We start from the raw sequence: 19,343 nt of genomic DNA on the forward strand, positions 1-19,343 counted from the left end.
TTTTTCACTCCTCTGAAAACGCTTTAACAAGATCAAATTCGGTTATCAGGCCGATCAACCGCCCGTCCTCGATAACCGGAAGGGCACCGACCTTCTTCTGCAGCATCTTCAGTGCCGCATCATTGATGTTTGCACCAGGAACCGTGGTGAACAGGTCGCCCGAAACAAGGGTGCGTACCGGCAGCGCCATCACTTCTGCGACGTCGCCGGTCGAGAGGCGTCTGAAGACCTCTCCGCTCCCGAGATATTTCATGATGTCGGATGCAGAGACGATGCCGTAGAGGACATCGTCTGAGACGAGCGGGAGACGCCTGAAGCCATGGGTGATCATCCTGCTGGTCACCGTGCCGATCGGGGTGTCAGGACCGGCGACACGGAGCGAGGTGCTCATGATCTCCTCGACGATCACGTCGGTCTCCTCGGTGGCGAGCGCCTTCATGACGTCGCGTTCGGTGACGATGCCGGCGAGCGCCTCCTCATCGTCCACGATCGGCAGTCCCCCGATCTTTTTGTCCACGATCATCCGGGTCACCTCGGCGATCGAGGCGGTGTGCGGGATGGTAGTGACCCGCTGGGTCATGATCTCCCGCACACTCTCGTTGATCGCCGAAAGGAGGTTGCCATTGTGTTTGACTCTGACCAGATTGAACCGGTCGCCGCCGCCCAGGAAGTCGATTGAGTCGCGGGCCGTGACGATGCCCCGGAGCCTCCTTGTACCGGCATCGGTGATCGGAAGCCTCCGGAACCCGTACTCGGTCATCGTCTCGACGGCGCTGAGGATGGTCATCGTCGGCGGGACCGATATCACGTCCCGTGTGGCGATCCCCATGATCTCACCTTCGGACTCGGCGATATGTGATCTGAACTCAATCGGGCCCCTGTCAAGTTTGCCGGGCATTTTCAGGAGTTTGTCCCCCTGTTTCACACTCTGGTTGTTCTTATGCATGCCATCATTCCTTTGCAGAGAGTCCGTTCAGCACGCCGTGCCTGTCGATGATGCCGACGAGTGTGTCCCCGTCCATCACCGGGATCTGGGAGAGGTCGTGCTTCACCATCATGCTGGCGGCTGCACTGACCTCCTCATCCTTTTCAATGGCGATCGCCGGTGTGATCATTACACTCTCCACCGGAATTTTTCCGCCGGACTCCAGGCTTTTCCGTACCCTCCCCGTATTGAGGACATCCCTCCGGGATATGACTCCGGTCAGGGTCGATCCTGACATGACGATATAGGCTGATTTGTTCCCCTCCACCATCCGGGCATACACTCGTCCGAGGTGTTCATCGGGTGCGCAGACAGGCGGGTTATGTTCCATATAATCCGCGACGGTCCCGCGGAGGGCCTCGCGCGTGCACAGGATCGGAAAGATGTCGGAGAGCATAACGCCCCCGAGCACGATGCCGTTCCCGTCCGTGACGACGGCCATGTCGGTGCCTGCGATGCGAATCGCGCTGGCGATTGTGGTGAGGGGGGCGTCCGGCGCCACCGCCGCCCCCTCTCTGACGAAGCCCTCGATGAGGACATTCGACTTGGTGTCGGTTACTTTGAGGGCATCGGTGATGTCGATGTAGCCGACATACCGGCCCCTGGGATCGGTGATTGCGACCTCGCGGAATATGTCATCCCGCAGAACCTGGCGCGCCCTGGTCATCAGGTCGCCTGTGGTGAGGGACGGAATCCTCACCATCATATCTCTGGCCAGTTTCATCTCAAGTGCTCCTCCTCCCTGCATTCCTTGCACAGCATGATCGAGTCGAGAGATACCAGTTCGTCACTCATCTTTCCGCACCGGTCACAGACGCCCATGGTGTAACTCTCCTCCCGGTTGATCACGATGAGATCAGACATGATCTCATTCAGTTCGTTGGCGACGCCGAGGAGGTCCCTGACGGTGACGATGCCGGTGACCTTCCCGTTGTCAACGACCGGGAGTCTCCGCACCCGGTGACTGATCATCATGTGCGCAGCTTCCCCCACGGTCATATCGGCATCGATGGTGATCAGGGGAGTGCTCATGATGTCTTTGACACGGACCTCGCTCGGTCTGAGGTCCTGTGCGACAACTTTGCAGTTCATATCCTGTTCGGTGACGATGCCGATCGGGACGTTCCCTGACAGGACGATGCAGCTCCCAACCTCATCACGGCACATCATGGCCGCGGCTTTTGCGACTGTTGCCTCTGCCTCGATGGTGGTAGGGTTGACCCTCATCACTTCCTTCAGCGGAACCCTGGTTTCTACGTACATTGTGTCTCTCGTGTTGGACATGAGTTCACCCCAGAGGGTCGCTGTTCTCCGGAATAATCCAGATACCACAAACTATGTGATTCCCCTATAAAAGAATACTGTAGGAAATTTTGGCAATTGCGCCCGTATGCGTCGAGGTTATATCGCCGACAATATGGGCGGATATTTATACCGGAGCGGGCAATCATCTATTGAGTAGCTGTATACTCACCAATAGGGGATGAACGATGAGTTTTCTTGTTCGGGCAAAGCAAAAGGTATCAAAATTTCTCAAGTCGTTTTTCAGCAAAAAACGCTCCAGAATCGGTATTTACGGTCCTCCCAATGCCGGTAAGACCACCCTTGCCAATAGGATCGTGCGGGACTGGACCGGCGATGCAGTGGGGCCGGTTTCAGAGATCCCGCACGAAACCCGGCGGGCACGGCGGAAGGAGGATATCACCATCACGGGCACGAACGGCAGTTCGGTGGTGATTGATATCGTGGATACGCCGGGCGTGACCACGAAGATCGACTACAATGAGTTCCTGGAATATGGTCTTGAGAAGGACGAGGCGGTCAAGAGGGCCAGGGAAGCAACCGAGGGCGTTGCCGAGGCGATGCACTGGCTCAGGGACGACATCGATGGTGTGATCTACATGCTGGACTCCACGCTGGACCCCTTCCTGCAGGTGAACATCATGATGATCGGGATCATCGAGAGCCGAAAACTCCCGGTGGTCATTGTCGCCAACAAGATTGATCTCCCTGATGCCGCTCCCCAGCGGATCAGGAGTGCTTTCCCCCAGCACCCGGTGATCTCGATCTCCGGGATGGAGGGCGACAATGTTGAGGAGCTCTACGAGAAGATGACCGAGATGTTCGGGTGATCAGGATGATCCAGGGAGTACAGATAGATTTCCTCTCGGCCGAGAGACTGGACAGGCTGACGATGATGGAGAAGATCCGGCTGATCCTCGATGATGTGCGCTCAGGGACCATCGTGGTCCTGGAGAAGGGTCTTGCCCCCGAGGAGCAGAGCAGGCTGATCGAACTGACGATGCTGGAGATCAAACCGGACGGCTTTTCGGGGATCGAGCTCGAGACCTATCCTGCCCGGGGCGGAAACGAGGGTCTGGGTGGTTTCTTCTCCCGCCTCGTCGGGAAGAAGTCGGAGTCCCGCCTGACGGTGATCGGTCCGGCCAACCAGCTCAAGACCCTCAAGAAGGATGAGGACCTGATCAGCGCCTGGGTTTCGTCCCGGTGATGGAGCAATGCCGCACAAGTGCACCAGATGCGGAAGGGAGTTCGAAGACGGTTCTATCGAGATCCTGAAGGGCTGTCCGAGCTGCGGGGGAAAGAAGTTCCTCTACATCAGGGAAGCGAGGCGGCACGAGGATGTGCTCGAGGAGAAGACAATCCCGGAGATCGCCGAGGAGACCGAGGAGGAGGAGCTCGAGGTCCGGGAGGAGGCGCCCAGACCGGTGGAATGCTATGACCGGGTGGAGTCGATCCGGATCCTGGGTCCGGGCTCCTATGAGCTGAACATCGAGAAACTCGCACAGAGCGATGAAATGGTCCTCGGCCATGGTGAGGGCAAATACAGCGTTGATATCCTTTCCATGAATAAAAGGTTCCGGAAACAGAAGAAATAAGGGCATTGCCTCTTTCCCTCTGCCGGTCCCAATTTTTTTATATTCTCAGCTCCATAAAGAAATACACCAAACGTCTTCGGCACCGCTTTTTCCTTTGATATGATCGGTGCCGTTTTTAGCCCGGATACATCTATCTGACCCCCTTCTGGAATATGTTTGAGGACCGGGTTGACGGAGGTGAACCTATCATGAAACCGCGATACCTGACACAGGTCGACCAGATCGAACTTCTTGACAACGAAGACCGGGCCGCACTGCGGCGGGTTGAGGAAAAGTTTGCCTTCCGATCAAACGAGTATTACCTCTCGCTCATCGATCCCGATGATCCGCTCGATCCGATCCGCCGGATCGCCGTCCCTGACGTGAGGGAGCTGGAGGAGTCGGGGGTGCTCGATCCCTCCCGAGAATCAAACTATACTGTGGCGCCCGGACTGCAGCACAAGTACCGGGAGACCGCACTGATGCTCGTCTCCGATATGTGCGGGACTTTCTGCCGGTTCTGCTTCAGGAAACGGCTGTTCATGAACCGTGGCGCCGAGGTGACCCGTGATGTGACCGAGGAGATCGCCTATATCAGGGAGCATCCGGAGATCACGAATGTGCTCCTGACCGGCGGGGATCCCCTGATCATGGCCACCTCAAGGCTCGAACCAATAGTGGCAGCGCTCCGGGAGATCGAGCATGTGGGGATCATCAGGATCGGGACGAAGATGCCGGCCTTCAACCCCTACCGGATCCTGGACGACCCCTCCCTGCCCGAGATGATCAGGCGGTATTCGACGAACGAGAAGCGGATCTATTTCATGGCGCAGTTCAACCACCCGCGAGAACTCACCCCGCAGGCGGTGGAGGCGCTCAATATCCTGCTGGCGGCGGGTGCGATCGTGGTGAACCAGACGCCCATCCTCCGGGGGGTGAACGATGACCCGGCGGTGCTCGCCGAACTCTTCAGAAAACTCTCGTTCATCGGTGTGCCGCCCTATTATGTCTTCCAGTGCCGCCCGACCCTGGGGAACCGGATGTTCCAGGTGCCGGTGGAGGAGACCTACTGTATCGTGGAGACGGCGAAATCGCAGGTATCAGGACTCGCCAAACGGGCGCGGTTTGTGATCTCCCATGCCACCGGCAAGATCGAGGTCGCCGGCCTCACCGACGATCACATCTTCTTCAAGTACCATCAGGCGGCGGACCAGGAAAACATCGGGAAGTTTATGTGCTTCAGGCGGAACTCGACCGCCCTCTGGTTCGACGACTATACCGAACCGGTGAGTGATGTGCCGGTGCCGCAGGAGATCGGGGAGGCGTCGGGGTAATTCCCCATACCTTCCTGCATGTCCTCCAATTGAGCTGGAAATTGGGTGAATCGCCTCTCTCCCCTATGCGATGGAGGTGGAATTCCTGAATTGCTCTGGATATCTGAATGTGTTTTGCCTGCCTCTGTTCTGCTGTTGCTTTTGAGGACTATTCTGGCCTCATTTGTTGTGGGGTGACGAACCCTGCCACCGCTACCGGGAGAACCGTCTGGTTTCATCCCGTATGCTTCACAGGCCTCCTGAATCTGATGCGATCAAATGGAAAAAAAGGGTCAGTTGAGGGTATAATCTGTAATCGATCCGGTAAACCAGATGGTATTTGATGGGTTATCCAGGTTCATCACACCATCTGTCCCTGGCATCAGGTTGGAGAGGGTGATCTCCTGATCGTCGTCGGTTCTGTCGATGATGGGAGTGCCGTCCACCCTGAAGTCTGTCCATTTCTCCTTTGAGGGTACGATCAGCGTGAGTGTCGATATGAGAGAGTCGTGGCTCCTGATGTAGATGCTTTTCATATTGCCGTTTTCTCTCTCGTCTCCGTTGATATACAGTGTTACATCGTTGTAGTTGAACTCTGAGATCATCTGGTCGATGATGTCGATATGGCCATTGCCCTCCTCTCCGATCTCAAGCCTGACGGTGTCACCGATAGAAAGGTCAAAACGTTCATTCTTGATTGATATATAGGAGTCGGCACCAGTCACCCTGAATTCCAGGTACCCTCCTTCTTCGAGATATCCGGGTTTTCCGTTTTCTGTGTTGAGCAGGGTGTCATGACCCGTGGCGGCTGCTGTGACCGTGATGTAACCTGCCTTTGTTTCGGTATCAGATCCGAAACAGTTCGTCGCAGTCAGCGCCACCGTATAGGTGCCGGCGTCGGTGTAGGTGTGGGTGGAGTTCTGTTCGGTGGATGTGGCGCCGTCCCCGAAGTCCCAGAGCCATGCGGTCGGGTGGCGGTCTGAGAGGTCGGTAAAGTTCACGGTCAGGGGTGCGTTGCCGCTCAGGACGTCGGCGCTGAAGGCCGCATCTGCCGGGCACCCGACAGGGGTGTAGGCGGCATGGTGTGCACTGACCTCCTGCGGGCTGAGGGCGGTGCTATAGATGGAGACGTTTGCGATCGAGCCATTGAACCATTTCTGGCGGTTGGCGTCTGAACCGATGTATACCGGATCGGTGCTCGTCGTCAGGGTGCCGGTGAGTGATGTCGATGACTTCTCCTCGCCGTCCACATACAGACGCAGGGTGCTGCCGTCATAGGTGAGGGCGATATGGTACCAGCGGTTCAGGGTGGGTCGTCCATCGTCCCAGTGGATGGTGGTCTTGCCCGATGCGGTGGTGACGCCGCCCTGCCAGCCCTGCCAGATGTCCAGGTCGATGCCGTGACCGTTCCAGTCCCGCTTTTCGATCACCTTTGCCGTGGCATATTCGGTCGGGTAGGCCCATGCCTCGTAGGTGACGGCGTCTGTGGGGTTGAGTCCGGCGCGGTTCGGGATGGAGACGCTGTCGCCGTCGCCGTCGAAGACCAGGTAGCCGCGGTTCGGGCAGGAGATCCAGGCGGCGCCGGTGATGGTGCCGTCGTCGTCGTTCCCGCTCCTGTCATAGACGATTGTTCCGGACCCCTCGTCCATCGGCCAGAAGCCTTCGGTGACGGTTGGCGGACCGTTCACGGTGATGGTCTGTGTGGTGGTGTCCTGTTCGCCGCCGCCGTTTCGTGCCGTGAGGCGCACCGTATACTCCCCGGCGGTCTCGAAGGTGTGGGTGGGATTCTGCTCACCTGATGTGGTGTTCTCGTCAAAGACCCAGTACCACCGGTCAGGTCCGCCTGTGGAGGTGTCGGTGAACGTCACCTCCAGGGGGGCGGTGCCGTTCAGCGGTGTTGCGGTGAAGGAGGCGATCAGTTCCTCCGGCGCATCTGTTTGTGTCGGCACCGCCGTCACGATCCCGTCATCCCCCACAAGGTGGAGCACCCATCCGGTCCCGCCTCCACTGCCGCTGGCGGTGACCAGCACCCCATCGGGTTCGGGGTCGTTGCCCATCGCCAGGGTGAGCGTCTGCCCGTTCTCCCAGAGTGTCCAGTCCGTCGATCCGCTTTCGTCCACGAGATCGGCGGTCCGGTCCTGATCGTCCACATATACCACGAATGCGCCCCGCTCCAGCGGGTCGCCACCGTCATGGAGGAGGACGAGGCGGTGGTCGCCGTCGGTGGTATTGTCAAAGGCCACGCTTGCAAGCATGGCCGGCGCCTCCTCTGCCGGGGGGTCTGAGAGGATGGCGACGCCGATGACCGTCACCCCCACCACCGATATGACGATCAGGGTGACGACGGCGATGAGTTCTGATGTTGCGGTGTCGTTCTGCATTTTAACCCCTATGTATCCAGCGTACCAAGCACAGATTGGTAGGCGATCACCGAGTTATTTATGTCATATACAATTGCTGTTACGGAAATCAGATCCCCATCGGCTCCTAGGTTTTCTGTGGTTTTTAAGGTGTGATTGTAATAGAAGGCCTCTGCCTCGCTCTGAGTCAGGTTCAGTGCAATGATATGTGAGGAGAGCTCGCCCTTGTTACTTTCTTTAAGATCATTATAATTGTAGATGGCCATATGGACGTAATGTGCAGAGGGTGTCGATATGTTTACGGAAAACGTAAAGTCCTTGCTTGCATCTATGACATAGTTGTTCACGACGTCAGGACCAACAATCATCTCAGACGACGTTTCATTCTCTCCTCCTTCAGGCGTCACCGTCACCACCGGCCACGTCCCGGCCCCGCCCTCGTCCACAAACCCACCTGCGTCCACCGCTGCCGCCGCATATCGTGGTTCGGCGATCACCATTTCGCCCCCGCTTGAATCGACGACCGAGACCACCACGCGCTCGATCTGGGCGACGTCGCCTGTATAGGTGAGGTTCTCGCCGATCGACCAGATGCCGTCCCCGGAGAGGGTGAATTCATCGGTCCGGTCCTCAAGACCGCTCCCATTGTCCACATAGATCCGGTATTCCCCCTCCGAGAGGGTGTCGCCCCCCTCGTGGAAGAGCACGAAGGTGGTGTTGTCCGTCGAGGTCGCCGCTACCACGCTCACCCGCGGGACCTCGGCCGGCGGGGGCTGCGAGAGGATTGTCACCGCCACGATCGCCACACCAAGCACCACCAGCGAGATCAGCAGCACGGCCCCGATCACCTCGGAGACGCCTTCTTCATAGATTCTGTCCATCGTCATCACCTCACTCGATCAGGGATGCGGAGGTCGCAATGCTCACCAGGTAATCGGCCCGCTCGGCCAGGAGGGTGACATGGTCGCTCCCATCGATCCGGATCCATGCAACCCCCGAACTCAGGGAGGACTCCGGGCTGACCTCATACCATGCCGTCGGGATCCCTTCCCGCACTGGCGCCGCCGCAAACGCCCGCCGCCATGCCCGTGCCGTGCCTTCGTCACCGGTGTCGATCGAGATGTTCACTGCACTGAACGTCCCGGTGATGTTTGCATAGGGAGGCATGTTCCGCAGACGGCTCTCGATCCGCACCGGTCCGGACCCGGCGAGAAGGGACGATCCCGTGATGTTCACCGGCGTGATCGAGACCGAGGCATTCCCGCCGGTATTGTAGACCGAAAAGGGCGGGGAAACCCGCACCGTCGTCCCGCCGGTCTGGGTGAGGAAGACGCCCCCCATCTCATAGGTCCAGGTCTGGTCCACCCAGTAGTTGTTCCCTGAGACATACTGGAGACTGCCGAGCGGTATTTCCTGTTCATCCGAATCTGCCGTGATCGTGAGCACACTCCCGCCCGATGCGACGCTCACCGCCCCCGACGACCCCACCGGGGAGAGCAGGGGGATCGAGAGACCGCTCCCTGTCGTGGTCGCCGATCCGGACCCGAGGTCGAATGCCATCGAGAGGGTCACCCCGGTGGCATTGTTCACCCAGAGCGAGTCGAGGGCGATCTTGTAGTCGGTGAACCGGTCCTTCACCAGGTTCATGTGCATGATCTCGTTCTCCCTCCCCTGCGCCGGGACCGCATAGACCTGATAGACGGAGAGGGCGAGCACGATCACGCCAAGGAGGAGGACGAATCCGACGACCTCGGACAGTGCCTCCTCGTCTCGGGGGGGTGCCATGATACGGGAAGTTTTTTTCCGGGCTGTATATATTCCTTTCAGAATCACCACGCCTGCAGATGTGGATAATGTTAAGAAAGCGCCGGTTCATAGGTAGGGTAGAATAAAGTACGGGGAATGAAGACGTGTCCGGATCCATAGACCATACTACCCGTCTGGCGCGGGGCTGCGTCCTCTGTTATGAGGGCGCCAAGATGGTGCTGTTCGTGACCGGCAGGTGCGGGAGGAACTGCTGGTACTGCCCCATCTCTGAGAAGCGGCGGAACGGCGACGTGATGTATGCCAACGACCGGGTGGTCGCTTCTCCTGCCGACATCCTGGACGAGGCCGAGATGATGAGCGCCCGCGGCAGCAGCATCACCGGCGGCGAACCCTTCCTGGTGCTCGACGAGGTCGTCCATGCCTGCCGTCTCCTCAAGGAACACTTTGGGCCCGACCACCACATCCATCTCTACACCGGCATCGCCCCCTCTGAGGAGCAGCTGCGTCCCCTCATCGGGTGTGTGGACGAGATCCGTCTTCACCCCCCGCAGGAGGAGTGGGGGCAGATCCTGGACACCCCCTTTGCAGAATCGGTGCAGACCGCCCGGAGACTCGGGTTCTCCGTTGGGTTTGAGGTGCCCTCCCTTCCCGGCATCGAGGCCCTCGGGGCGATCCTGCCCGACCTCGACTTCCTGAACATCAACGAACTCGAGTGGAGCGAGACCAATGCCGCCGCCATGCGTTCCCGGGAACTCGATCTCGAGGACGGCCTCCACAATGCCGTCGGTGGGGCCGCGGAGTGGGCCGCCCCCCTCCTCTCCGACGAACGGGTCCACCTCTGCACCTCATCCTTCAAGGACTCGGTCCAGCTCAGGGAGCGGTTGAAACGGATCGCCCACAATACCGCCCGCCCCTTCGACGAGGTCACCGACGACGGGACGATCATCTACGGTCTCCTTGAACTGGAGGACGGGGCACTCCCCCCCGTTCTGGAGGCGGGGCGCAGGGAAGGTATTTATGATCTTGAGGTAGTGGGTAATCAGGTAGAGATGGCCTGGTGGGTGCTCGCCGACCTGAGGGACGACCTCCCCGGCAGAAAATCGGTCATCGAGCGCTACCCCAATGGAGGAATTATTCTGGAGGTGACGCCGCTCTGAATCTCAGGGAACAGATCGAACCGTTCTATGAACGTTACCTGCGCTGGCAGTGCAGGCAGATTCCCGATCATATCGCCATCATCATGGACGGCAACCGCCGCTATGCCCGCATGCTCGGCGCCGGCACCATCACCGGACACCGGGCCGGTGCGGAGACGACGACGCGGGTGCTCGAATGGGCGCAGGAACTCGGGATCAGGACGATCACCCTCTACTCCTTCTCCACCGAGAACTTCAGGAGGGACCGGGAGGAGGTGGCATATCTCTTCGAGCTCTTCAAGGAGAAGTTCATCTCGATCCTCAGCGACGAACGCGTGCACAAAAACCATATCAGGGTGCAGATGATCGGCGACCGCTCGATGGTCCCCGCCGACCTCCTCCAGACGATCGAGGAGGCCGAGGCGGCGACCCGCCATTACAGCCGTTTTTTCCTGAACATTGCCCTTGCATACGGGGGGAGAAACGAGATGGTCCACGCCGCCCGGCGGGTCGTGGAGGGTGTGCGTGACGGGCAGATCGACCCGGCGTCCATCACGCCCCGCACCGTGGAGGACTACCTCTATGACGGCATCCATCTGCCGCCGGTGGACCTGATCGTCCGGACCGGCAATGAACGGCGGACCTCGAATTTCCTGCCGTGGATGGCGAACGGGAACGAGTGTGCGGTCTATTTCTGTGCACCTTACTGGCCGCTCTTCAGGAAGATCGACCTGTTGCGTGCGATACGGGTCTACGACCAGCGCCTGCGGTCGGCCTGATCACGCCCCGAACCGGCGTTTTCGTGCCGCATAATCCCTCAATGCCCTGAGAAAATCGATTTTTCTGAACTGTATCCAGTTTACGTCCAGGAAGAAGAACTCCGAGTAGACCGATTGCCAGATCAGAAAGTCGGTGAGATAGTTGCCGCCGGTCTTGATCACCAGGTCGGGTGCGCACCTGAAGGTGAGGTGACGTTCGATCACCTCTTCGTCGATCTCCCCGGGCTCGATCCCCTCGGCGGCGATCCGCCGGATCGAATCGGTGACCTCGTCCCGCCCGCTCTTCCCGACGGCGACGGTCACCAGCATTCCCTTCCCACCGGTCTCCACCCGGTCGCCGATATAGAGGTGGAGATTGGCGTTCTCTGATATCTGTTGGATCTGGGGGATATATGGCTCGATCCGGGCGGGATCGTCGGTCGAGATATGGAATGTGACGCTTGAAAGCCCCACCTCCCGGCACCAATCCGCCACCTCGACGATCCGCGCCGGGGCGCCGGTCATGTCCTCCTCGGTGATCATAAAGCAGATATGTTCGGGAAGGGAGGTGAGGCGCCCCTGAAGCATCCGCTCATACAGCCAGCGGATCATTCATCCGCCCTCAGAAGCGCCGAAAGGGGGCGGGTGTTCAGGATGTCGGACGGACCGCACCAGCCGCGTCTGGCCAGGGCGACGCCATAGCGCATCGCCTCAAGGTCGCTTCGCCGGTGTGCATCGGTCCCGATCGAGAGGTTCACGCCCTGTTCTTTTGCCTGCCTGATATAAATATCATCGAGATCGAGTCTGGCCGGCGAGGCGTTGATCTCCAGTGCGGTCCCCGTCGCCGCCGCCGCATCGATGATCCGGTCCATATCGACGGCGGTGGGGGGTCGACGGCCGATGAGGCGGGCCGTGGGGTGGCCGATGATGTCGACGTGCTCGTTCTCGATCGCCACGATCATCCGTCTGGTCATGGTGTCGGCGTCCTGCCCGAAGGCCGTATGCACCGATGCCACCACCAGGTCGCATGCCTTCAGGGCGGTATCAGGGAGGGAAAGATGGCCGTCGGCCAGGATGTCGACCTCGATGCCGGCGAGCAGGGTGCAGGCGGCGTTCCGGTTCACCCGCTCGATCTCATGCCGCTGCCGCTCCAGGCGGGCGGCATCGAGGCCGTGCGTCACCCCGATCCCGGCGGCATGATCGGTGATCAGGATATACTCATACCCCTTCTTCTCCCCTTCGTCGGCGATATCCGGAAGCGAAAGCGTGCCGTCGCTCCACTCCGAGTGCACATGCAGGTCGCCCCTGATCGCACCCGCATCCACCAGGTCGGGGAGTCGCCCCTCCAGTGCATACTCCACCTCGCCCCGGTCCTCCCTGAGTTCGGGCGGCACCGGCACCATCCCGAGGGCCCCGAACACCCCCTCCTCGGTCGGGAAGGTCCGCACTTCCCCGCTCTCCCGCATCAAGAGGCCGTATTCGTTCAGCCGCATCCCCTGTTCTGCGGCAATACCCCTGAGCCTGATGTTGAATGCCTTTGAACCGGTGAGATAGAGCAGCATCGTCCCCAGTTCGGCGGTATCAGCGTACCTGATATCGGCCCGCCGCCCCTCGATGCGGACCGAGGTCTTCCGCTCCCCCTCGTCGATCATGCTGTCGGCAATCCGTCTGAGCGCCCGGTTCGTCTCTCCCGGTGGTGCAGTGGTGACGATGTCGATGTCGCCGATGGTGGAGCGCCCCCGGCGGAGGCTTCCGGCCACCCACGCCTCTCCCGGTATCGCCGCCATCAGCACCGCAGCACGCCTCTTTGCCCCGGAGACATCCATCCTCTCCGTCATTTTTCCGGCGGTTTCTGCGGCCCTGAGGATGTCGCTTTCCTTCTTTGCCCCGAATCCCTTCAGGGCCCTGACCCGCCGGTTTCTGGCGGCGGCGATCAGGCTGTCGGTATCCTCCACCCCGAGTTCGGTCCAGAGGCGCCGCACCGTCTTCGGGCCGACGCCGGGCAGGTCGAGGAGAGGGATCAGCCCGGGCGGGGTCGCATCGATCAGCCGCTCCCGCTCGGTGCAGGTGCCGGTCTGGACGATCTGATGTATTTTGCCTGCAAGTGCCCGGCCGATCCCGGGGATCGCCTCGAGTTCCTCCTCGGTCAGGTCGCCGACCGGCCCGGTGAGGTGGCCGATCCGGTCTGCCGCCGCCATATATGCCCTGACCTTGAACCGGTTCTCGCCCTGCACCTCCAGCAGCTGCCCGATCTCCTCCAGGACCCGGGCCACCTGCCGGTTGGTCATCTCCATAGATGGAGGTGGTCGGCATGCCCTATAGGCCTGACGGGGTGGCGGTGCAGGGAAGCAAATCCATAAGACCGCCCACTCCAAATGGATGATATGAACTCCTCCGTCCGTGAAGACTGTCTGGAGGCGATCCTCTCCCTGGGGCGGCCTGACGGCTGCCCGGTCCCACGAGAGGGGGTCGTGGCGGCAGTGGACGCCGACCCTGCCGATATCGATTCGTCACTTGCAGGGCTCATCGCGGAGGGTGCCGTCCTGGAAGAGGACGGCGGCCTGTTCCTCTCCCCGGAGGGGCGGGCGATCGCCGAACTGATCCTGAGAAAGCACCGCGTTCTGGAATGTTTCCTGACCGAAATGCTTGGCATGGACACCGGGACCGCCTCAAAGGAGGCCTGTGTGCTCGAACACGATATCTCGGACGAGGCGATCGACCGTCTCTCTACCTATATCAGGGGGCCGCGCCGGAATGTCCGTCCCCCCTGGCGTTCAGGGAGGTGCGGCGACCGCCATATGGGCGCGTCCCCCCTTCCCTGCACTGAAAACGCCCTTCCTTCCGGCGGATACCGACGATGTCCGGAGGCCGAGGGTCTGCATTCCCTGCTCGAGTTTGCAGAGGGGGACGAACTCCAGGTGGCGATGATCCGGTGCATCGGCCGGAACACCCGCCTGATCGACCTCGGCGTGCTGCCGGGCGAGCACGTCACCCTGGTCCGGAAACTCCATAACAATGCCGTCGTCCTCAGGGTGAAGGGGGCGGACATCGCCCTTTCGCCCGAGATCGCCTCGACCATTTTTGTGGAGCGCCGTGCATGAGGTGCGCCCTTATCGGAAACCCGAGTGTTGGAAAATCGCTCATCTTCAACCAGCTCACCGGTCTCGGTGTCGAGGTGAGCAATTATCCGGGCACGACGGTCGAACTGATGTCGGGCACCCTCTGCTTCGAGCGCACCGCCCTCTCGATCGTCGATCTCCCCGGCATATACTCGATCGACGGCGGATCGGCAGAGGAGGAACTGGTCCGCACCCATCTTCTCACCGACCCGCCCGACATGCTTGTCGTCGTCCTCGACGCCACCCGGATGGAGCGGAACCTCTACCTCCTTCTCCAGGTGATCGAGTACGCCATTCCGACGCTGGTCGTGCTGAACATGATCGACGAGGCGGCGGCACAGGGGATCGTCATCGACCGTCAGCGCCTCTCCTCCCTCCTCGGTCTGCCGGTGATCGAAACCGCCGCCTCCCTCGGAAAGAACATCGGGGAGATCATCCCGACACTCCTCTCCGAGGGCCGCACCACCACGTTCTCGGTCCCCTATGCCCCGCAGATCCAGGCAGCCGTCCGGAGCCTTGAGCGGTTCTATGGTGCCGAGCGACTTCCCGCCCTGCAGGCCCTGCAGGGGATAGGGGCATCGGCCGAACTGATCGAGGGTGCGCGGACCATCGCCGCCGAGATCGAGGCGCGGGACCACATCACCCCCCAGCAGATCATCGCCGCAAACCGGCACCTGGCCGCCCGGCAGATCGCGGGGGAGGTGGTGGGATCGCAGGAGCCAGACCGCCGGTTCTCGGCGGACCGTCTGCTCACCCGGCTCATGCCCGGCATACCGATCCTCCTTGCCGTGCTGCTCTCGATGCTGTTTATCGTGTTCACCCTGGGCTCCTTCCTGGAAGAGGCGATCGTCGAGACCTTCACCCTCTATGTGATCGATCCCTTCATGGCCCTCGGTCTGCCGCCGCTTGCCGAGTCCCTCGGACAGGCCGCCCTGCTTGCGATTGTCGCCGGTCTCGGGATCGCCTTCCCCTTCGTCCTGATCTTCTATATCCTCCTCTCGATCGTCGAGGATACCGGCTACCTGACGAGGGCAGCGTTCCTTGCAGACCGGGCGATGCATGGTCTCGGCCTCCACGGCGGTGCGATCATCCCGATGGTGATGGCATTCGGCTGCAACGTGCCGGCAGTGATGGCCGCAAGCCAGATGCGGACCGGCCGCGAGCGCACGATCGCCGCCTTCCTGATCACCATGGTCCCCTGTTCGGCGCGGACAGTGATCATCACCGGGATCGTGGCAGCGTTTGTTGGTATCTGGGCGGCGCTTTCGATCTATGCGATCGTTCTCGTGCTCATCCTCATCACCGGCCTCCTCCTCGCCCGGCACATCCCCGGCGGGCAGTACGGCATGATCCTTGAGATGGCGCCGCTCCGCCGCCCTGATCCGGTGCTGGTGCTGAAGAAGTCATGGACCCGGATCGGCGAGTTCCTCTTCATCGCCATGCCCCTCCTGCTCGTCGGGAGCGTCATCCTCGGCGCCCTTGACTATTATGGAGTAACCGATGCCTTTGCCGCGATGGTCGCCCCCATCTCCGAAGGGGTGCTGGGTCTTCCCTCCTATGCCGCCACCGCCCTTCTCTTCGGGATCCTCAGGAAGGAGATGGCGTTTGAGACGCTGGCCGTTCTGGCCGGCACCGCCGACCTGGGGGCGGTGATGACCGGCATCCAGCTCTATACATTTGCCGTGATCAGTGTGCTGTTTGTCCCCTGTATCTCGACGATCGCCGTCCTGTGGCGACAGATGGGAGCCCGCGTGACCATCGCAGTCTCGGCATACACGATCATGCTCGGCTTTTTAATAGGTGCGCTCATACACTTGATAGCGGGATAGGCATGGATCCGTTTCGGAGCGGCATTGAAAAGATAGATGGGGAGATCGGAGGGATCCGGCCAGGATCCAACATTCTTCTGCTGGCTCCTCCCTTTGCTGACGCCGAGAGGCTTGCATATTTCCTGACCGAACCGGGCGATTCTGATTATACCATCGTCATTTCGACCGACCAGGACGCGCAGGACATTGTCGCCTCGTACAATCTGCCGGATTCCGCCTCGCACCGTCTCTGGATCATCGACTGCATCACCAAGACGATGACCCCGACGGTCCCTGACGAGGAGCAGGTGAAGTTCGTTGGCAGTCCGGTGGACCTCACCGGCATGGGGATCAAGTTCACCAAGATCCTGGACGCCATCCAGCGCACCGAGTCGGCGAATGCGACCATCCCGGGCACCCCCAGGATCCGTGTCTGCATCAATTCCCTCTCCAGTTTTCTGGTCTATACCAAACTTGAGTCAATATACCGCTTTTTTCATATCCTCTCGGCCAGGATCCGGCGGATGAACGGGATCGCTGTCTATATCCTCAACCCGGAGGGTGTGGATGAGAAGACCCTGTCGACCCTGAAACAACTGATGAACGGTCTGATCGAGGTGAAGGAGGACGAGAACGATCCTGGTCTCCACACCCTCCGTTTCCAGATGACCTCTGGCGGCGGTGTATCGCCGGTCAGGTACCGCTTTTCGGGCAACGACCTGGTGGTGGAGACATGATCTATACCGGTGTTGAGGCGCTCGACGAGATGCTCGGGGGGGGCGTACCGAAGGGCAGGAGCGTCTTCATCTCCCTCGAACCGGGTGTCGACGGGCAGGGGTTCATGTTCAGCGCCCTGAAGAGTGCCTGTGCGATGGGCAAGCGCTGTCTGGTGATCGCCCCCTTCACCACACGGGAGGCATTTCTCTCTGATCTGGCGGCAACGCCCTATCGTCTTGACGCCATTGACCGACTCCGGTTTCTCGACTCCTCCGACTATGACGAGATCGATGCCCGTGCCGTCGACGAGGACGCATGGCGCTCCTCCTTTGATGCCAGGATCGACCGGTGCTGTTCTGAGGGGGGGTTCGATGCGGTCTTCATCTACTGCAACCGCATCTGCGACGAGATCGGGACCGAGGAGACGCTGAAACTCTTTCTTTCGAGGTGCAGGGGGAAAAAGGTCAACCTGTTTGTGGAATACCTCAACCTCTACGACGACGACCACCTTGACGACCTCATCGCCGCCGCCCCCTTCGACCTCTCTCTCTCGATAGGCGAGGGCTACGGAAACCTGCTCTTCATCAACCATTTCAGGATCCACCATGCCGCATGGACCCCCCTTCCCTCGCGGCAGATCCCGTTTGTGGTGCGCGACGACGGTTCCCTCTCACCCCAGATCCCGAAGATCGTCGTCACCGGACCGGTGGATGCCGGGAAGACCACCTTCATCCAGACCGCCTCTGAGACCTGGGTCTCATCCGATCGGCTGGGGATGTCGGGCAGTCCGACGACGGTGGCGATGGACTTCGGTCACCCGCTGGTCACCTGCCGGGGCTTTGAGATCACCCTTGTCGGGACGCCTGGACAGGAGCATTTCGGTCCGATCATCGCTCATCTGCTCACAAATGCCACGGGCGTCATCTTTGTCGTGGATGGGAGATGCCCGGACGACCTTGGGCGCGCCCGGCAGATCCTGAATCTGGTGCGGGCGAAATCCATTCCTTTTGTGATGGCGGCAAACAAACGCGACCTCCCCGGCATGATGTCGGAGGACACCATACGACGACTGCTCTCCCTCCCTCCAGACGCCCCCGTGATCCCGATCTCGGCCCTGCGGAGGGAGGATACCATGGCGGTGATCGACAGGCTTATCCGCCTGATCACCCGCGAACCGCTATCGGAGTGAACCTGTTATGCTGACATTTATCGGGCTCGGTCTCTATGATGAGACCGACATATCTCTGAAGGGCCTCGAACGGATACGCCGCTCTGAGCATGTATTTCTGGAACGATATACCTCCATCCTCACCGGCACCGACCCCGGTCGCCTTGAGGCGCTGTTTGGAAAACCGCTCCGGATGCTCGATCGGGAGGACGTCGAGAACCATCCGGAGACCTTTCTCACCCTCGCAAAGGATGCGGACGTCGCCTTCCTCACTGCAGGGGACCCGATGGTCTCCACCACGCATATCGACCTGCGGATCAGGGCGGCGTCGATGGGGATCGAGACCTCGATCATTCATGGTGCCTCAATCGTCAGCGCCGTCTGCGGGCTGACCGGGCTCCAGAACTATCGGTTCGGGAAGTCCTGCTCCCTGCCGTTCCCCTACGGGCGATGGGCGCCGACGACACCGATCGAGGTGATCGAGCACAACATGGCAGAGAACCTCCATACCCTGGTCTATCTCGACATCCAGCCCGGGCGGTATATGACCGTCCATGAGGCGGTGGGGATGCTCGAGGGGATGGCGGCGGAGCGCGGCCTCTCCATCCCGGTGTATGTGGGGGTGGCGCGGGCGGGTTCGCCCTCGCCGGTGGTCGCTGCCGGCGATGCCGCCGCCCTTGAAGGTGTGGATTTTGGCGACCCCCTCCATATCCTGGTGGTGCCCGGCGACCTCCACCTGATGGAGCGCGACTACCTGGAGACCTTTGCCGGGCTATGAGCGCCCTGCTCGACGCCCTGGAGGCGGCACTCCTCAGGACCGGATCGCTCCCGTCTGCCGATTCGCCCCTTGGCGCCGTCTCCGGTGTGATCCTGAGGATGGCGACCTCGTATCTCTCCGACGGGCGGACGTTTGAGCACCGGGGTGACGATGTGAATGCCCATGCGAGCGCCGTCTATGCATTCGGCTGGCTGGATGCAGGTATCTATCTTGGTTATCTCACCTCCTCCGGCGTTCCGCTCCCTTCCTTCGGGGCGGCGATACCCGCCGATCAGGCGGAGCACCTTGCCGAGAAGAGCGGGCGCTACCGCCGTCTGCTCGATCAGGCGATCGCCGCCCTCGAACCGGCCCCTGATCCCGAGACGCCGATGCACCCCGCCGCCTCCCGGTTACTCGCCGAGGGGCGTGCCGCCCTGCTGCGCGGGAGTGCGGAAGGAGATGATGACGCCGCTGCCCTTGCATGGTATTCGTACGGCTTTGGCTGGCTTGATGCCGGTGTGCAGGCAGGCCTCTTCAGGATCATCGCTTCCCGTGAAATCTTCACTGTATGAGTCTTTC

Annotated in this window: 20 protein-coding genes; 12 read left to right on the forward strand and 8 right to left on the reverse strand. The window is 60.6% G+C overall.

The window, feature by feature from the left end:
- Positions 1-4 precede the first annotated feature (4 nt).
- Genes CUJ86_RS11000 through CUJ86_RS11010 form a run of 3 tightly spaced genes read right to left on the reverse strand, consistent with a single transcriptional unit; the run spans position 5 to position 2,269 of the window.
- Positions 5-946 (reverse strand): CBS domain-containing protein, encoded by a 942-nt coding sequence (locus CUJ86_RS11000; protein WP_130647631.1) that lies wholly within the window; start codon positions 944-946, stop codon positions 5-7.
- Between the two features lie 4 nt (positions 947-950).
- A complete protein-coding gene (locus CUJ86_RS11005) occupies positions 951-1,709 on the reverse strand; it encodes a CBS domain-containing protein (RefSeq protein WP_165394892.1) in 759 nt (252 codons plus the stop codon).
- Positions 1,706-2,269, reverse strand: coding sequence for a CBS domain-containing protein (locus CUJ86_RS11010; protein WP_165394893.1), 564 nt, complete (start codon positions 2,267-2,269; stop codon positions 1,706-1,708). The genes CUJ86_RS11005 and CUJ86_RS11010 overlap by 4 nt, the downstream gene beginning before the upstream one ends.
- Before the next feature lie 206 nt (positions 2,270-2,475).
- Here CUJ86_RS11010 and CUJ86_RS11015 point away from each other — a divergent pair, with 206 nt between their 5' ends.
- From CUJ86_RS11015 to CUJ86_RS11030, 4 genes are all read left to right on the forward strand, one after another.
- Complete coding sequence (locus CUJ86_RS11015; protein ID WP_130647634.1) at positions 2,476-3,117, forward strand: Era-like GTP-binding protein; 642 nt, start codon at positions 2,476-2,478, stop codon at positions 3,115-3,117.
- A 5-nt stretch (positions 3,118-3,122) separates the two neighbouring features.
- Positions 3,123-3,494, forward strand: coding sequence for a DUF2073 domain-containing protein (locus CUJ86_RS11020; RefSeq protein ID WP_130647635.1), 372 nt, complete (start codon positions 3,123-3,125; stop codon positions 3,492-3,494).
- Between the two features lie 7 nt (positions 3,495-3,501).
- On the forward strand, positions 3,502-3,882 hold the full coding sequence (locus CUJ86_RS11025) for a Zn-ribbon domain-containing protein (RefSeq protein ID WP_130647636.1): 381 nt from the start codon (positions 3,502-3,504) through the stop codon (positions 3,880-3,882).
- 188 nt (positions 3,883-4,070) lie between these two features.
- Positions 4,071-5,195: a KamA family radical SAM protein gene (locus CUJ86_RS11030; RefSeq protein ID WP_130647637.1), complete on the forward strand. Its 1,125-nt coding sequence runs from the start codon at positions 4,071-4,073 to the stop codon at positions 5,193-5,195.
- 272 nt (positions 5,196-5,467) lie between these two features.
- On the opposite strand, the gene CUJ86_RS12220 is transcribed toward CUJ86_RS11030, so the two are convergent.
- From CUJ86_RS12220 to CUJ86_RS11050, 3 genes are read right to left on the reverse strand one after another with little or no spacing between them, the layout of a single operon-like run.
- Positions 5,468-7,555, reverse strand: coding sequence for a PKD domain-containing protein (locus tag CUJ86_RS12220; protein WP_235855671.1), 2,088 nt, complete (start codon positions 7,553-7,555; stop codon positions 5,468-5,470).
- A gap of 8 nt (positions 7,556-7,563) precedes the next feature.
- Positions 7,564-8,415 carry a type IV pilin N-terminal domain-containing protein gene (locus tag CUJ86_RS11045; RefSeq protein ID WP_165394894.1) on the reverse strand — a complete coding sequence of 284 codons (852 nt, stop codon included), beginning with the start codon at positions 8,413-8,415 and terminating at the stop codon, positions 7,564-7,566.
- A 10-nt stretch (positions 8,416-8,425) separates the two neighbouring features.
- The gene (locus tag CUJ86_RS11050) at positions 8,426-9,319 is read right to left on the reverse strand and encodes a DUF7289 family protein (protein ID WP_130647639.1); all 894 of its coding nucleotides are present in this window, start codon (positions 9,317-9,319) and stop codon (positions 8,426-8,428) included.
- Between the two features lie 194 nt (positions 9,320-9,513).
- On the opposite strand from CUJ86_RS11050, the gene CUJ86_RS11055 reads away from it, so the two are divergent.
- Together CUJ86_RS11055 and uppS are read left to right on the forward strand one after the other, a co-directional pair.
- Complete coding sequence (locus CUJ86_RS11055) at positions 9,514-10,458, forward strand: radical SAM protein (RefSeq protein ID WP_165394897.1); 945 nt, start codon at positions 9,514-9,516, stop codon at positions 10,456-10,458.
- The gene (uppS, locus tag CUJ86_RS11060) at positions 10,455-11,216 is read left to right on the forward strand and encodes a polyprenyl diphosphate synthase (protein WP_130647670.1); all 762 of its coding nucleotides are present in this window, start codon (positions 10,455-10,457) and stop codon (positions 11,214-11,216) included. The genes CUJ86_RS11055 and uppS overlap by 4 nt, the downstream gene beginning before the upstream one ends.
- Here uppS and CUJ86_RS11065 read toward each other — a convergent pair whose 3' ends face one another.
- The gene (locus tag CUJ86_RS11065; protein ID WP_130647641.1) at positions 11,217-11,807 is read right to left on the reverse strand and encodes an undecaprenyl diphosphate synthase family protein; all 591 of its coding nucleotides are present in this window, start codon (positions 11,805-11,807) and stop codon (positions 11,217-11,219) included.
- Complete coding sequence (gene polX / locus CUJ86_RS11070) at positions 11,804-13,489, reverse strand: DNA polymerase/3'-5' exonuclease PolX (protein ID WP_130647642.1); 1,686 nt, start codon at positions 13,487-13,489, stop codon at positions 11,804-11,806. Before polX ends, CUJ86_RS11065 begins: the two co-directional genes overlap by 4 nt.
- A 90-nt stretch (positions 13,490-13,579) precedes the next feature.
- Between polX and CUJ86_RS11075 the strand changes: the two genes are divergently transcribed.
- From CUJ86_RS11075 to CUJ86_RS12090, 6 genes are read left to right on the forward strand one after another with little or no spacing between them, the layout of a single operon-like run.
- The gene (locus CUJ86_RS11075) at positions 13,580-14,296 is read left to right on the forward strand and encodes a metal-dependent transcriptional regulator (RefSeq protein WP_165394895.1); all 717 of its coding nucleotides are present in this window, start codon (positions 13,580-13,582) and stop codon (positions 14,294-14,296) included.
- Positions 14,293-16,143, forward strand: coding sequence for a ferrous iron transport protein B (gene feoB / locus CUJ86_RS11080; RefSeq protein WP_130647644.1), 1,851 nt, complete (start codon positions 14,293-14,295; stop codon positions 16,141-16,143). Before CUJ86_RS11075 ends, feoB begins: the two co-directional genes overlap by 4 nt.
- 2 nt (positions 16,144-16,145) lie before the next feature.
- Complete coding sequence (locus tag CUJ86_RS11085) at positions 16,146-16,859, forward strand: RAD55 family ATPase (RefSeq protein WP_130647645.1); 714 nt, start codon at positions 16,146-16,148, stop codon at positions 16,857-16,859.
- Positions 16,856-18,028: a GTP-binding protein gene (locus CUJ86_RS11090; protein WP_130647646.1), complete on the forward strand. Its 1,173-nt coding sequence runs from the start codon at positions 16,856-16,858 to the stop codon at positions 18,026-18,028. Before CUJ86_RS11085 ends, CUJ86_RS11090 begins: the two co-directional genes overlap by 4 nt.
- A gap of 7 nt (positions 18,029-18,035) precedes the next feature.
- Positions 18,036-18,785 (forward strand): diphthine synthase, encoded by a 750-nt coding sequence (gene dph5, locus CUJ86_RS11095; protein ID WP_130647647.1) that lies wholly within the window; start codon positions 18,036-18,038, stop codon positions 18,783-18,785.
- Positions 18,782-19,336 (forward strand): DUF357 domain-containing protein, encoded by a 555-nt coding sequence (locus CUJ86_RS12090; RefSeq protein ID WP_207231416.1) that lies wholly within the window; start codon positions 18,782-18,784, stop codon positions 19,334-19,336. Before dph5 ends, CUJ86_RS12090 begins: the two co-directional genes overlap by 4 nt.
- Positions 19,337-19,343 lie beyond the last annotated feature (7 nt).

The sequence above is a fragment of the Methanofollis fontis genome (assembly GCF_004297185.1).
Lineage (GTDB): Archaea > Halobacteriota > Methanomicrobia > Methanomicrobiales > Methanofollaceae > Methanofollis > Methanofollis fontis.